We start from the raw sequence: 14,187 nt of genomic DNA on the forward strand, positions 1-14,187 counted from the left end.
AGAGGCCATGTCATCGTCGTCGCGCGCCAAGCGCGCCAAGCGCGCCAAGCGCGTCGTGCGCGCCGCCGGCGCGCTCGTGTGGCGCGAGCGCCACCATCGTCTCGAGGTTCTGCTCGTGCACCGCCCCAAGTACAACGACTGGTCCTTCCCCAAGGGGAAGGTCGAGCCGGGCGAGTCCGTGCGCACGTGCGCGGTGCGCGAGGTGGCCGAGGAGACCGGCGCCCGGATTGCCCTGGGCCAGCCCTTGGAGACGGTTCGCTACAAGATCTCCGATGGGCGCCGCAAGCACGTTCACTACTGGGCCGCACGCGAACTGCCCGACGAGGACCCGAGTGCACGGGCCCGGGCCGCGGTCTCCCCGGCGTCGGCCCGTGAGATCGACGGCGTGGCATGGCAGCGCGCCAAGAAGGCCCGCGGACTGCTGACGCACGCGGTGGACCGCGATCTGCTGGGCAGTCTCGTGGACCTGTGGGAGGACGGCAAGCTCGACACGTGGACCTTCGTTCTCGTGCGCCATGCTCGTGCGGTCAAGCGCTCGGTGTGGAACCGGTCCAGGGCGAGCGACAAGCGCGACAAGGAGGCGGACGAGGCCACCCGCCCGCTCACCCGCGACCAGGGGGAGGTGCGCGCCCGCGCGCTCGTGCCGGTGCTGGCGGCCTACGGGGTAGGGCGGGTCGTGACCAGCCCGTGGCGGCGCTGCGCGGACACGGTGGCGCCCTACGCCCGGGCCGCGGGGCTCGACGTCGTCGCGCAGCCTGCCCTGACGGAGGCGGCCCACTCCCGTTCCCGCAAGGCGGCCCGCAAAGTCGTCTCCGAGGTGCTGCGCCACCGGGACGCACCGGTGGCACTGTGCACGCATCGTCCTGTGCTGCCCACGGTCATGAAGGTGATCTCCCAGTACGCGCCGGGCAAGCTGCTGCGGTCGGTGCCCGACCGGGACCCGTGGCTCAAAACGGGGGAGATCCTCGTGGTGCACATGGCCCGGCGGCCCCACGGGAAGATCCGGGCGGTGTCCATTGAGAAGCAGCGCCCGGTCCTGTCCGAGGGCCGCTGAGAGCCGAGGCCGCTTCGCTCGGAAGCCTCGCCGAGGAGCTAGCCGGCGACGAAGCCGCCCATGAGGCGCGCGATCGTGTACACCGGTGCGCCCAGGGCCAGGATCGGCACGATCGCGCTCGCCACCGCGGCGCGGCCGCCGGGCACCCACCGATGCGTCCACAGCACCCGGTTGGAGGCCGCCATGAGCACGCCCGCGACGAATCCCACCACCAGGCATGCGGCCGCCGATTGGAGAGCCGGCTCGATACCGACGTGGCTGGGCCCGAAGAACCCCACCGTCGCCAGCGCGCCTCCGGCCACGGCCGCCACGAGTGTGGGCACCGTCAGGGTCAACGCCTCCAGAACGGTGGCGCGCACTTCGAGCACCGTCAGCAGCGCGCCGGTGAACAGCGACAGCGCGCAGGGGACGATGACCGCCGGGTCGGCCAGACCCGGGGTCAGTGCGCACCAGGCGGCGCCCGAGACCATGATGAGGCACCCGGTCACGGTCGCCGACAGGTCCTCTACGAGGTCCTCGCGTCCGTCGTGGCGGGCCATCTGCGAGATGAAGGCCGTCGGCACACTCAGCGCCATGACCACGCCCGCGATCCCGTAGTCCCCGCGCAGGGCGACGGCGACGGCCGCCGTGAGCCCGGTCAGGCAGACCACGGCCGTCGCGCCCTGGTCGTGCTGGGAGCGGACCAGGGCGGGCCAGCCCTGCGCGGTGAGCGGGACGAGCAGGGCCACGACGATGAGCCTCATCCACGCCGGCAGTACCGCGGAGACGGCCAGCAGCAGCGGCACGACGCCGGCCGTGGCCAGGCGCGTCCAGGCCGGGTCGACCAGGCCGGGTTCGATCGGGTGGTGCCCGCCGCGGCGGGTGCCGTAGGCGCCGAGCTCCGTCGTCGCCCCCGGGGAGGACGGCGAGGCGGAGCTCGGCGAGGCGAAGGCGTCCTGGGTGTTCACGGAGGCATCGTCCCATACCTGAAACATGGGGATGTGGTTCACTGACATCCGGAGCCCACCGGGGAGCGGAAGGAGTTCTGAGCATGCGTGTCATCATGTTCACCCGTGAGGATGATGTCTCCACTGTTCTCCCGTCGGCCTCCTTCCTGGACTTCAGCGTCGACTGCCGCCCCCCCGCCCCCGCCTCCTACAGCACCGTGGATGACGCCGACGTCGTCATGATCGACGCCCGCGGGGACCTCATGCGGGCGCGGGCCCTGTGCCAGCTTCTGAGCGGCCCGATGGACTGCCCGCCGATCATCCTGGTCGTGGCGGAGGGCGGCGCCGCCGCCGTCCAGCCCGACTGGGGCGCCGTTGACTTCGTCATGGCCGGGGCGACGCCGGCCGAGCTCTCCGCTCGCCTGCGGCTGCTGAGCACTCGGGCGGTCGTTCCCGAGCAGGTCGGCGACGACCAGATCGAGGTCGGCGACCTCGTCATCGACGTGACCGCTTACACGGCTCGCATCCGCGGGCAGATCATCGATCTGACCTACAAGGAATTTGAGCTGCTGAAGTACCTCGCCCTCAATCAGGGGCGGGTGCTGACCCGCGAGGTGCTCCTGGATGAAGTGTGGGGCGAGGACTACATCGGCGGTTCGCGCACGGTCGACGTTCACATCCGCCGTCTGCGCGCCAAGCTCGGCACCGAGCACGATCATCTTATCGGCACGGTGCGCAATGTCGGCTACCGCCTCGACGCCCCCGACGAGGAGTAGGCGGCGACTGGCGCCGACTCGCCGGTTCGCCGACACTCCGCGGATGGCGGACGGTTTCGGACGAGCCGTGAAGCGCCTGTATCCTGGTGGCGGCGTCGGGCCGCGACGGGCCCCGGGCTCCACCTCAAGCCGCCGCGAGCGGCATTCGCGCCGACTGGCGCTCTCCGGCCCGACGTCCTCATCCCCGCTTCATCGCGTTCGTCGCGCCGCGGCCGGTGGGCGCGGTCACGGCGGGCCGTTGGCCGGGCACGTACTCTGCGGGCATGGCATTCACGCTTCCCGACGATCTGGCGCCCGAGATCTACCCGCTGGCCTGGCTGATCGGCACGTGGCGCGGTTACGGCATTCTCACCTACGGCGAGACCGTGCCCGAGCAGGCCGTGGCTCAGCAGATGGTCTTCGACCACGACGGCGGCCCCTACCTGCGCCAGCGCACGACGGTGTGGACTGTGGACGCCGATCGCTCCCGGGACCTCGACTTCGAAACGCCCGGACTGGAGGGCTTCTCGCGCCTGGCGCCCGCTCGGGTCTGGTCCGCGGAGACCGCGTACTGGCGGCCGGTCGGTCGGGAGGAGGCGGATCAGGAGGAGGCGGATGCCGACGGCGCCGATGGCGGCCTCGACGCGGCCTCATCGAGATCGCCGGACGTTCCCGTCACCTCCCTCGAGCTCGTCTCGGCTGACCCCGCCGGACATGTCGCCGTGTGGGAGGGCTGGATTCAGGGACCGCGCGCCCAGGTCGGCACTCAGGCGGTGGGCCGCACCCGTACCGCCGCCGCTCTGACTGAGATGACCCGGATGTTCGGGCTCGTGGGCGGCGACCTCATGTGGACCCAGGACATGGCGGCCTTCGGTGTCGAGGAGCTGACGACCTACGCCTCGGGCCGGCTGGGCCGGGTCCCGGGCCCCGACGAGCCGGCTGACGACCCGGGCGCGGCCCTGCGCGCAGCCATCGCCGCCGACCAGGCTGACGGTTCGGCCGGGCCCCGGGCCGAGGGGCGGGCCTGATGCGGCAGTCCCCGCTCCTGAACCGCCCGGGCGCGGTTCCCAACGCCGTCGGCGATCCTGATGAGCCCGTCCCCGCCCACTACGGCGACCCTCTGCGCGAGCAGAGGCTCCTGGTCGGCGGGGCCGCCGTGACCGCGCTGGCCCGCGACGTCGTCGTCGTGTCCGGCCCCGATCGGTTGAGCTGGCTGACGACCCTGTCCAGCCAGGTGCTCACCGGCCTCGTGCCCGGTGACGGCGGCGTCGAGACACTCATCCTGGACGCTCACGGGCACATCGCCCACGCGCTGGCCGCCCTTGATGACGGCCGGACGCTCCGGCTCGTCACCGAGGCCGGACGGGGCGCCGCTCTGGCCGAGCATCTTCAGCGTATGCGCTTCATGCTGCGCGTCGAGGTCGCCGCAGCCGGGGACCTCGCCGTGCTGGCGGCCATGGGCGGTGGAGCGGACGCCCTGGACGGGGCCGCGCGGCGCGTGCGGCTCGCTCGGCTCGGTGGAGGAGCGGGCTCCGATCCCGCTGGACCCGATGCCGCTGACCCGGACGCCGCGGACCGCGGCGGCCCGGGCGCGTGGCGCGACCCGTGGCCCGGTGTCGTCCCGGGCGGCACCAGCTACGACGTCGGCCTCGCCCGTGCTCATCCAGGCGCCTCCTGGCGGGCGGGTCTCGTGATCGTGCCCGTGGACGCGGTCGGCGAGGTCGTTGACGACTTCCTGGCGGACGGGCCGGGGCGAGCCCTGGCCGGGTCGCTGGCCTGGGAGGCGCTGCGCATCGAGGCGGGGCGACCGCGCTGGGCGCGCGAGGTCGACGAGCGGACCATCCCCCACGAGCTCGACTGGCTGCGCACGGCCGTCCATCTGACCAAGGGCTGCTACCCGGGGCAGGAGACGATCGCCCGCACTCTCAACCTGGGGCGGCCGCCACGCCGCCTGACGATCCTTCAGCTCGACGGGTTGACCGGCCGGCTGCCCGCGCCGGGCGCCGTCGTGCGCCTGGGGGAGCGCGCCGTGGGGTCGGTGACCTCGGTGGCCCGTCACCATGAGCTGGGGCCGATGGCTCTCGCCCTGCTGCGTCGGAGTGCGCCGGTGGACGCCGCCCTCACGGTGGACGCGGCCGAGGAGGCCGGTCCCGGATCCGCCGGGGCCGGGCCGGGCGGCGGCTCCGGGGCGGCCGCCCGCGTGGACGCCGTTCAGGAACCGCTCGTCTGCCCGGACGGCAAGGCGCAGGCCAGCCCGGCTCAGCGCCCGGGGGCCGGGCTGCGCAAGAGCCTGTTGCACTGACGGCGGACACATGCCGGCCTCCGGGCACGGGGCCGCACGACCGGTAGGGTGGATGCGTGATTGCTCTCGCCATGACCGCGTCCTACCTGAGCCACGCCGTGATGTGGATCTGGCACGTCGCCCAGCTCTGCGCCGTCGGCCTGGGCGTGTGGGCGCTCATCGATACCGTCCGGCGTTCGGACCAGCACTTCATCGCCGCCGACAAGCGCACCAAGAGATTCTGGCTGGCCGTCAACGCCGTCGGGGTGGCGGTGGTCGCGCTCATGGGGGCGGCCTCGATGCTCGGCCTGCTCGGCGTGGTCGCCAATGCCGTCTACCTCGCGGACGTGCGCCCGGCGCTGAACTACTACAGGTCCGTGCGAGTGCGCTCACGAATCCGCAGGCCCGGACGGGGCGATTCGGGGCGCGGCGCCGGCGGCCGGCGGCGCTGATGCGCGCGGTCCTTCAACGTGTCGCCCGCGCCGCTGTACGCGTCGACGACGGCGGCGGACCGGTCGTCGTCGGGGAGATTCCGCGGCCGGGTCTGCTCGCGCTCGTGGGCGCCACGCATGACGACGGCCCCGAGCAGGTCGCCACCATCGCCCGCAAAATCGCCGAGCTGCGCCTGTTCGACGGTCCGGGTGAGGACGGCGGCGCACCGGGTCATGAGGTGAGCGTCAGCGACCTGAGGGCGCCGGTGCTCGTCGTCTCCCAATTCACCCTCTACGCGGACGTGCGCAAGGGGCGCAGGCCCTCATGGAACGCGGCCGCGCCCGGGCCGGTGGCGGAACCGCTTGTCGAGGCGGTCGTGGCGGCGCTGAGGACCCGCGGCCTGGAGGTCGCCACAGGGCGCTTCGGCGCGCACATGATCATCGATATGGAGGCCGACGGGCCGGTGACGATCCTCGTGGAGGCGTGAGGGGCCGGGGCCCTCGGCCCGGGTCTCGATGACGCCCTGCCTGCCCTGCGCCGGCCGGGTAATGAGGCGGGTGCCGCGGGGACGAATAGGGGCGCGGGTCGCGTCGGCGCAGCGTGCTTTTGCGGGCAGGGTTCCGAGAGCGTCGGACGAGTAGGGTGTCGGCGTGGAGGCGCTCGCGGACGTGATCGTGTTGGAGCTGCTGATAACCGGCCGCCCCTGCTCGTCGAGATCATCGCCGGTGTACCCGATGGACCCCTTGGCCGCGGTGACCGGGGGGTGCGAAGATGCGCCCATGAGTGATATGAATGACATGAGCGACGGAGAGGTCGCTGATGGTGCCGATGATTCGGAGAAGAGCCGCGCCGCACTGACCGTCCGTTCGACGAGCATCGGGTCCGACGGACGCTTCGCCGTCGAGTGCACCGGGCGCGGCGACGACGTCTCGCCCGGCCTGCAGCTCGACGGGCTCGATCCGCGTGCCCGCACCCTGGCGGTCACGCTCGAAGACCTCACCCACCCCCTCTTCGGCACAATGGCCCACTGGCTGGCGTGGAACATCCCCGCGGGCGGGCTGATCCCGCCGGCGATCCCCTCCGGCCGCACCGACCCGTCAACAGGAGTCGTCCAGGGACTCGCCTACGGACTGCACCGGTATCGAGGGCCGAAGCCTCCTCGCGGCCGTACCCACACCTACCGCTTCACGGTGTACGCGCTGGACTGTGAGCTGACGGTCTCGTCGTTGACCCGTCTGGCCGGGCTCCGGCGTGCGATCAAGGGGCATGTCCTCCAGCGAGCGACCCTCGAGGGCGTCTTCGAGTAGGGGCGGGCGAGCCGCGTCGCGGGCCGGCCGACGACGGCGCACCGACCCGGGGAACAATCGGTGGCGGGTGGGCGTCCACCGTCCGGTGGATGCCTGTGTGGTCCGGGCGGTCGCTACCGGGGCCGGAGGCGGCGGCGAAGACTTGGGGCCATGACAACACCGACAGCGCAGACCGCGCACCCCTCGCCCACGGCGATCAGCGTCAACCAGCTCACCAAGTCCTACGGTTCCAAGCGCGTCCTGGACGGCCTCGATCTCACGGTCCCCACCGGGTCCGTTCTGGCGCTTCTGGGTCCCAATGGCGCCGGTAAGACCACCACCGTCGAGATCCTCCAGGGCCTGCGCCGCCGCGCCGGCGGCACCGTTTCGGTCCTGGGGGAGGACCCCGCCCGTGCCGGCCGGGCGTGGCGGGCGCGTATCGGCGTGGTCTCCCAGTCCTCCACCGATATGGGCGACCTGACGGTCACCGAGGCCGTTGAGCACATCTCCCGCTTCTACGCCGAACCGGCTGATACGGCCGAGACCGTCGCACGGGTCGGTCTCGCCGACGACGCCCGCACCCGGGCCTCTCGTCTGTCCGGTGGACGGCGGCGCCGCCTCGATGTGGCTCTGGCGATCATCGGACGTCCCGAGCTGCTCTTCCTCGATGAGCCCACCACCGGCTTCGACCCGGAGGCGCGCCGCGAATTCTGGGGCCTCGTGGAGGACCTGGCCGATGACGGCACGACCGTGCTGCTGACCACCCATTACCTGGACGAGGCCGCCCACCTGGCCGATGATGTCGCCGTCGTCCTGGGAGGAAGGATCGTGGCGCAGGGCGCGCCCGCCGACCTGGCTCGCGGCGAGGGCGAGGTCACGGTCTCCTGGCTCGAGGACGACGAGCAGCGCAGCGTGCGCACCATCGCCCCCACCGCTGTCGTCCGCGGCCTCATCGAGCGGCTCGCGGGGCCCGGCGGCGAGGTCCCCGGCCTCCAGGTGACCGCCCCGAGCCTGGAGGACCGCTACCTCGAGCTCGTCACGGCTCACGAGACCGCTGCCCGTCGGACCGCCGCCGTCGCGACCGCAGCCTGACAACCGGATCACCAGCCGATACTCTCCGAAGGATTTCTCCTTGATGACTGCCGCCACCGTTTCCATTCCCGTCCCCCCCGTCTCCTCAGCACCAGCCTCATCGGCCGCCCGTCTCCTGCGGGCTCCCGCGGGCGGCCTGAGGATCATGAGCGCCCTGGTCCGCGCCACGCTGCTCGGTTTCGTGCGCGAACCGGTCGGTTTCGTCATGCAGTTCCTCTACCCGCTGTTCATGCTCTTCATCTTCCACGCGGTCTTCCCCGGAGAGCTTTTCGCCGGCGTGTCCTACGCCCAGTACCTGCTGCCGGCGATGGTCACCACCGGGATCATGACCACCTGCCTGCAGAACCTGGCGGTGACCGTGGCCGGGGAGCGCGAGAACGGTGAGCTCAAGCGCCTGGCGGTGCTGCCCACCCCGTCGTGGGCGCACGTGGCGAGCAAGTGCGCGTCCAACACGATTCTCGCCCTGCTCAACGCCACTATGCTCGTTCTCGTGGCCCGCTGCGTCCTGGACATCGATCTGCCCGGCACCGCCCGCGCCTGGGGGCTGCTCGCCGCCACCATCGTCCTCATGGTCGCCACCTGCACCGCCCTGGGCCTGGCCATCGGTCGCACCCGCCCCACTCAGCGGGCCGCCTCCGCCCTGGTCACCCCCATCGTCCTCGTCCTCCAGTTCGTCTCCGGCATCTTCTTCCCCCTGGCTCAGCTGCCGACCTGGATGGTCGACGCCTTCTCCGTCCTGCCGGTGCGCTGGTCGGCCGAACTCATGCGCGAGGCCTTCCTGCCCTCCACCTTCGCCGTGGCCGAGCCCACCGGCGCCTGGGAGACCGGCAAGGGCCTGGCCGTCGTCGTCGCCTGGTTGGCGATCGGCGTCGTCGCCGCCATCGTCATCACCCGTCGCGATACGGTCGACCGGTGAGGGAACCCGCCATGAGGGACATGCAGGGCATGAGGGGCGCAGCCTCCGCCGCCCCCGCCCCGAGCCGGCCCGCACCCGTCGCACTGGCGGAGGCGGGCCGGCGCCCGTGGTGGCTCAACCTCTTCATCATCCGACGGCGCATCAACCTGCTCGGCCTCGTGCGCGCCCCCGACGACCCCGGTCGTCACCGCGTCGCTCTCATCATCATCTGGGCGGGGGCCGGGGCCGTGCTCCTCGCGGTGCTGTCCAGCGGCTGGGCGACCATCCTGTTCTTCGTCGTCTATCCCCTTCTATGGGCCGTCCACCGCACCCGTCGCTCCGGTGTGGTGGCGACCGTCATCTTCTCCGTCGGCATCGGCGCGATGATGCTGGTGCGGCCGGACCACGACTGGATCCGTGCCGCCGCCAACGGCGTCCTGTCCTGCCTGTTCTCCCTGTTCATCGGCCTGTGGTTCTGGCGCCTCTACGACGTCTCCGCCGTCCTGGCCTCCGCCTTGGACAGTGAGCGCGTCGCCCGCGAGACTCTGGCCGCCGCCCAGGCCGAGCTCGCCGCTGCCGAGCGCGCCGCGGGCCGGGCCGCCGAGCATCAGTACTGGGCCCGCGAGGTCCATGACACCCTCGCCCAGGGATTCATCTGCGTCATCACCCTGGCCCAGGCCGCCCGCACCGAGTTGATTCGGGGCCGCGCCGACGAGGCCGTCACCCGCCTGGACCAGATGGAGGCGCTCGCCCGCGACAACCTCGCCGAGACGCGCGCCCTCGTCGCCGGCGAGGGCCCCTCCGCCCTGCGCTCGGGCGACCTGCCCCGGGCCCTCCGACGGCTCGTCGACGCCCAGAGCGAGCCCGGGCGCACCATTGGCATCGACCTCCGCCTCCCCCCGGGGCTGGCGCGACCGATCGAGGTCGTCGTCCTGCGAACCGTCCAGGAGGCCCTATCCAACATCGCCCGCCACTCCGATGCCGCACGGGCGCAGGTTCTCATCGGCACCGAGCGTCTGGGAGCGGTCCGCGAGCTCGTCATCACGGTGACCGACGACGGCGTGGGCACGGGCGGACGGGCCGAGGGAACCGGGCTGACGGGAATGCGCTCGCGCGTCGAGTCCCTCGATGGCACTCTCACCGTCGACCCCGCTCACGCCCCCGACGCGGACGGACACACCGGGACCACTATTGAAGCGAGAATCCCACTGTGAACACTCCGCCCGCTCCCTCCGGCCCCCGAACCGGCCCGAGCCAGCACCGGGAGTCCTTCCCCGTCAGGCTCCTCGTCGCTGATGACCATCCCGTCGTACGCTCCGGGATCGTCGGCATGCTCTCCTCCGAGGAGGGCCTCGAGGTCGTCGGCGAGGCCGCCGACGGCGCCGAGGCGGTCGAGCTCGCCGCCGGCCTCGTCCCCGACGTCGTCCTCATGGATCTGCGCATGCCCGTTCTCGACGGCGTCGAGGCCGCCCGGCGCATCCTCGCCCTGCCTCACGCGCCCCGCGTCGTCGTCCTGACCACCTACGACACCGACGGCGACATCCTGCGGGCCGTCGAGGCCGGCGCCATCGGCTACCTTCTCAAGGACTCCCCGCGCGAGGACATCCTCGAAGCGGTGCGCGCGGCCGCCGCGGGCCGCAGCGCGCTGAGCCCGTCGGTGACCACGCGTCTGGTGGGAGCCGCCCGCGGGACCGGTGGCTCCGCCGGGTCCGGTCGCGGCGCGAGCGCGGGCGCGCCGGTGACCCTGTCCCCGCGTGAGCGCGAGGTCCTGATCGCCGTCTCCCGAGGCCTGTCCAACAGCCGGATCGGCCGTGAGCTGTACATCACCGAGGCCACGGTGAAGACTCACCTGCTGCGCATCAACAACAAGCTCGGCGTCGACTCCCGCACGGCCGCCGTCACCGAGGCGCTCAGGCGGGGGCTGCTGGATCTGGGGTGAGCATCTTCTGACGTCTTTTTCGCAGGGCGGCCCTCCGCTTCGCTTGCGGCTATGCAGGAGAGGGCGAACCCGCGAAGCGGGCGGAATACCATGGCTCCTATGGATCGTTCGCAGCGCCGCATCGCCTTCGTCACGACCACCGGCGTCGGCTTCCTCGGGGCCGTGGCGCTGGCCGCTCGCGCCCTCCGCCCGCGAGGGGACGACTCGTCTCCGCTGCCCGGCGACGACCTGGTGCCCGGGGCGACCATCGTCGAGACCCACCAGATCGACATTGACGCCCCGGCAGCGACGATCTGGCCCTGGTTGGTGCAGCTGGGCTACGGGCGCGGCGGCTTCTACAGCTTCGACCTGCTCGAGCGTCTGGCGGGCGTGGGGATGACCAATGCTCGACGCATCGAGCCGCAGTGGCAGGACCTTGCCGTCGGCGATCAGGTGCGCCTGGCCGCCGACGCCGCCCTGGTCGTCGCGCGCCTGGAGCCCGAACGCTGCCTCGTCCTGTCCTCCGATGGCGGTGCCGCGCCGCCCGGGGCGGGCATGGACTTCGACTTCTCCTGGGCCTTCGTGCTCGATGAGCCCGGCGGGCTCGGCTCGGGCGGTTGCCGCCTGCGGATCCGGGAGCGCTACCGGCCCCGCCGGGGTGCGACGACGGCGGTGGTGCGGGCGATGCGCCCTGTCGCCAGGCTCATGACCTACGGGATGATGTGGGGCCTGCGCAGACGCTGCCGAGCTTGAGTCGTTCACGCTCAACCCCGGCTCACGCCCACTGCGAACAGGGGCATGACGACCCCGTCGGCACAGTTAGCCTTGTCAGCACGTGCCCAGAGCCCCGTTATGCCATCCCCAGGCGGGCGCACCGATCGACCGCATGTGCCGAGGAGAAACCAGCGATGTTCGAACGCTTTACCGACCGCGCCCGCCGCGTCGTCGTCCTGGCTCAGGACGAGGCTCGGGCGCTCAACCACAACTACATTGGCACCGAGCACCTCCTCCTCGGCCTCATCCATGAGGGCGAGGGGGTCGCCGCCAAGGCTCTGGAGTCGATGGACATCTCCCTGGACGCCGTGCGCGGCCAGGTCGTCGAGATCATTGGCGAGGGTCAGTCCGCGCCCAGCGGTCATATCCCCTTCACCCCGCGCGCCAAGAAGGTCCTCGAGCTTTCGCTGCGCGAGGCCCTCCAGTTGGGCCACAACTACATCGGCACAGAGCACATCCTGCTCGGTCTGCTGCGCGAGGGCGAGGGCGTGGCCGCTCAGGTTCTGACCAAGCTCGGCGCTGACCTGTCCACCGTCCGTCAGACCGTCATGCAGATGCTTTCCGGCTACGAGGGCAAGGAGACCGTCACGGCGGGCGGATCCGGCAAGGAGGGCGTGCCCTCCGGCTCCGCGATCCTCGATCAGTTCGGGCGCAACCTCACCGCTGCCGCGCGCGAGGGCAAGCTCGATCCGGTCATCGGGCGTCACAAGGAGATGGAGCGCGTCATGCAGATCCTCTCCCGGCGCACCAAGAACAATCCCGTCCTCATCGGCGAGCCGGGCGTGGGCAAGACCGCCGTCGTCGAGGGCCTGAGCCAGGCCGTCGTCCACGGCGACGTCCCCGAGACGCTGCGGGACAAGCAGCTCTACTCCCTGGACATGGGCTCGCTGGTGGCCGGTTCGCGCTACCGGGGCGACTTCGAGGAGCGGCTCAAGAAGGTCCTCAAGGAGGTGCGCACCCGCGGCGACATCGTCCTGTTCATCGATGAGATCCACACCCTCGTCGGGGCCGGGGCCGCCGAGGGCGCCGTCGATGCCGCGTCCATCCTCAAGCCCATGCTGGCCCGCGGCGAGCTTCAGACCATCGGCGCCACCACCCTGGAGGAGTACCGCAAGATCGAGAAGGACGCCGCCCTGGAGCGCCGCTTCCAGCCGGTCACGGTGGACCAGCCCTCCATTGAGGAAACCATCGGCATCCTCAACGGCCTGCGCGACCGTTACGAGGCTTTTCATCGCGTCGTCATCACCGACGAGGCCATCGAGGCCGCCGCCAAGCTCGCCGATCGCTACATCAATGACCGCTTCCTGCCCGACAAGGCCATCGACCTCATCGACGAGGCGGGGGCGCGTCTGCGCATCCGCCGCATGACGGCGCCGCCCGAGCTCCGTGAGATCGATGATCGCATCGCCGAGGTCAAGCGCGAGAAGGAGTCCGCGATCGATGATCAGGACTTCGAGCGCGCTGCCGCTCTGCGCGACGATGAGCGCCGCCTGGCCGAGGAGCGCGAGAACAAGGAGGAGGCCTGGAAGACCGGCGATCTCGACCAGGTCGCCGAGGTCGACGAGAGCCTCGTCGCCGAGGTTCTGGCCATGTCCACCGGCATCCCGGTCGTCAAGATCACGGAGGCCGAGTCGGCCAAGCTGCTCAACATGGAGGCTGAGCTCCACAAGCGCATCATCGGTCAGGACAAGGCCATTCAGGCCCTGTCCAAGTCGATCCGCCGTACCCGTGCCGGCCTGAAGGACCCCAAGCGTCCCGGCGGCTCCTTCATCTTCGCCGGCCCCACCGGTGTCGGCAAGACCGAGTTGGCCAAGGCGCTGGCCGAGTTCCTCTTCGACGACGAGGACTCCCTCGTTCAGCTCGACATGTCCGAGTTCGCCGAGAAGCACACGGTTTCGCGGCTGTTCGGCGCGCCCCCCGGCTACGTCGGCTACGACGAGGGCGGTCAGCTCACCGAGAAGGTGCGCCGCAAGCCCTTCTCCGTCGTCCTGTTCGACGAGGTCGAGAAGGCCCATCCGGACATCTTCAACTCCCTGCTTCAGATCCTGGAGGACGGCCACCTGTCCGATGCCCAGGGGCGCGAGGTCGACTTCAAGAACACCGTCATCATTATGACGACCAACCTCGGCAGCAAGGACATCGGTAAGTCCGTGGCCACGGGCTTCCAGTCCACTGAGGGCGGCACTATGGACTACGAGGAGATGAAGGCTCACGTCAACCGCGAACTCAAGCAGCAGTTCCGGCCCGAGTTCCTCAACCGCGTGGACGATCTCATCGTCTTCCCCCAGCTGACCAAGGACGAGGTCCGCCAGATCGTCGACCTCATGATCACTCAGCTCGACAGGCGTCTGGTCGATCAGGAGATGACGATCGTCCTGACCGACGCCGCCAAGGAGCTTCTGGCCGAGCGCGGCTTCGATCCGGTGCTCGGGGCCCGTCCGCTGCGCCGTGCCATCCAGCGCGACATCGAGGACGCCCTGAGCGAGAAGATCCTCTTCGGTGAGATCGAGCGCGGCCAGAAGGTCGTCGTCGACGCCGAGGGCGAGGGCATTCTGGGTGAGTTCACCTTCCACGGCGAACCATGGGACCCTCGGGTCGGCTCCGACCCGTTGAGCGCGGAGGTCGCCGCCGAGGAGGATGCGGAGGCAGTCGTCGACACCGTGGGCGCGACCCAAAGTGGACCGGGGGAGCCCTGACTCCCATGTGACTCCTGTTACCCCGGATCGGCGACGACTCGTGCCGGTCTGAGAACGCCGGAGGCGATGCGCTCTTGA

At 71.1% G+C, this 14,187-nt stretch carries 14 protein-coding genes; 13 read left to right on the forward strand and 1 reads right to left on the reverse strand.

The features are described from left to right. Nucleotides 1-7: 7 nt before the first annotated feature. Nucleotides 8-1,054 (forward strand): NUDIX hydrolase, encoded by a 1,047-nt coding sequence (locus tag HMPREF9062_RS03750; RefSeq protein ID WP_009748701.1) that lies wholly within the window; start codon nt 8-10, stop codon nt 1,052-1,054. Nucleotides 1,055-1,092: 38 nt separating this feature from the next. Here the strand turns inward: HMPREF9062_RS03750 and HMPREF9062_RS03755 are convergent, their stop codons facing one another. Further along, a complete protein-coding gene (locus HMPREF9062_RS03755; RefSeq protein WP_441293813.1) occupies nt 1,093-2,028 on the reverse strand; it encodes a tellurium resistance protein TerC in 936 nt (311 codons plus the stop codon). Between the two features lie 56 nt (nt 2,029-2,084). On the opposite strand from HMPREF9062_RS03755, the gene HMPREF9062_RS03760 reads away from it, so the two are divergent. From HMPREF9062_RS03760 to HMPREF9062_RS03815, 12 genes are all read left to right on the forward strand, one after another. Then, entirely contained in the window at nt 2,085-2,756 is a 672-nt protein-coding gene (locus HMPREF9062_RS03760; RefSeq protein ID WP_009748703.1) for a winged helix family transcriptional regulator, read from the forward strand. Between the two features lie 263 nt (nt 2,757-3,019). Continuing rightward, nucleotides 3,020-3,763: an FABP family protein gene (locus HMPREF9062_RS03765; protein ID WP_009748704.1), complete on the forward strand. Its 744-nt coding sequence runs from the start codon at nt 3,020-3,022 to the stop codon at nt 3,761-3,763. Then, nucleotides 3,763-5,037 (forward strand): CAF17-like 4Fe-4S cluster assembly/insertion protein YgfZ, encoded by a 1,275-nt coding sequence (gene ygfZ / locus HMPREF9062_RS03770; protein WP_009748705.1) that lies wholly within the window; start codon nt 3,763-3,765, stop codon nt 5,035-5,037. Before HMPREF9062_RS03765 ends, ygfZ begins: the two co-directional genes overlap by 1 nt. 71 nt (nt 5,038-5,108) lie before the next feature. Further along, the gene (locus HMPREF9062_RS03775) at nt 5,109-5,468 is read left to right on the forward strand and encodes a DUF2516 family protein (RefSeq protein ID WP_009748706.1); all 360 of its coding nucleotides are present in this window, start codon (nt 5,109-5,111) and stop codon (nt 5,466-5,468) included. After that, nucleotides 5,468-5,935, forward strand: coding sequence for a D-aminoacyl-tRNA deacylase (dtd, locus tag HMPREF9062_RS03780; protein WP_009748707.1), 468 nt, complete (start codon nt 5,468-5,470; stop codon nt 5,933-5,935). The genes HMPREF9062_RS03775 and dtd overlap by 1 nt, the downstream gene beginning before the upstream one ends. A gap of 292 nt (nt 5,936-6,227) precedes the next feature. Beyond that, nucleotides 6,228-6,755: a YbhB/YbcL family Raf kinase inhibitor-like protein gene (locus HMPREF9062_RS03785; RefSeq protein WP_253270652.1), complete on the forward strand. Its 528-nt coding sequence runs from the start codon at nt 6,228-6,230 to the stop codon at nt 6,753-6,755. 150 nt (nt 6,756-6,905) lie between these two features. Continuing rightward, nucleotides 6,906-7,826: an ABC transporter ATP-binding protein gene (locus HMPREF9062_RS03790; RefSeq protein ID WP_009748709.1), complete on the forward strand. Its 921-nt coding sequence runs from the start codon at nt 6,906-6,908 to the stop codon at nt 7,824-7,826. Nucleotides 7,827-7,869: 43 nt separating this feature from the next. Then, a complete protein-coding gene (locus HMPREF9062_RS03795; RefSeq protein ID WP_034253704.1) occupies nt 7,870-8,742 on the forward strand; it encodes an ABC transporter permease in 873 nt (290 codons plus the stop codon). Between the two features lie 11 nt (nt 8,743-8,753). Continuing rightward, a complete protein-coding gene (locus tag HMPREF9062_RS03800) occupies nt 8,754-9,935 on the forward strand; it encodes a sensor histidine kinase (protein ID WP_009748710.1) in 1,182 nt (393 codons plus the stop codon). After that, nucleotides 9,932-10,660 (forward strand): response regulator, encoded by a 729-nt coding sequence (locus HMPREF9062_RS03805; RefSeq protein WP_009748711.1) that lies wholly within the window; start codon nt 9,932-9,934, stop codon nt 10,658-10,660. The genes HMPREF9062_RS03800 and HMPREF9062_RS03805 overlap by 4 nt, the downstream gene beginning before the upstream one ends. 99 nt (nt 10,661-10,759) lie before the next feature. Beyond that, complete coding sequence (locus HMPREF9062_RS03810; RefSeq protein ID WP_009748712.1) at nt 10,760-11,392, forward strand: hypothetical protein; 633 nt, start codon at nt 10,760-10,762, stop codon at nt 11,390-11,392. Between the two features lie 155 nt (nt 11,393-11,547). Further along, nucleotides 11,548-14,109, forward strand: coding sequence for an ATP-dependent Clp protease ATP-binding subunit (locus HMPREF9062_RS03815; RefSeq protein WP_009748713.1), 2,562 nt, complete (start codon nt 11,548-11,550; stop codon nt 14,107-14,109). Nucleotides 14,110-14,187 lie beyond the last annotated feature (78 nt).

The organism is Actinomyces sp. oral taxon 448 str. F0400, from assembly GCF_000220835.1.
Lineage (GTDB): Bacteria > Actinomycetota > Actinomycetes > Actinomycetales > Actinomycetaceae > Actinomyces.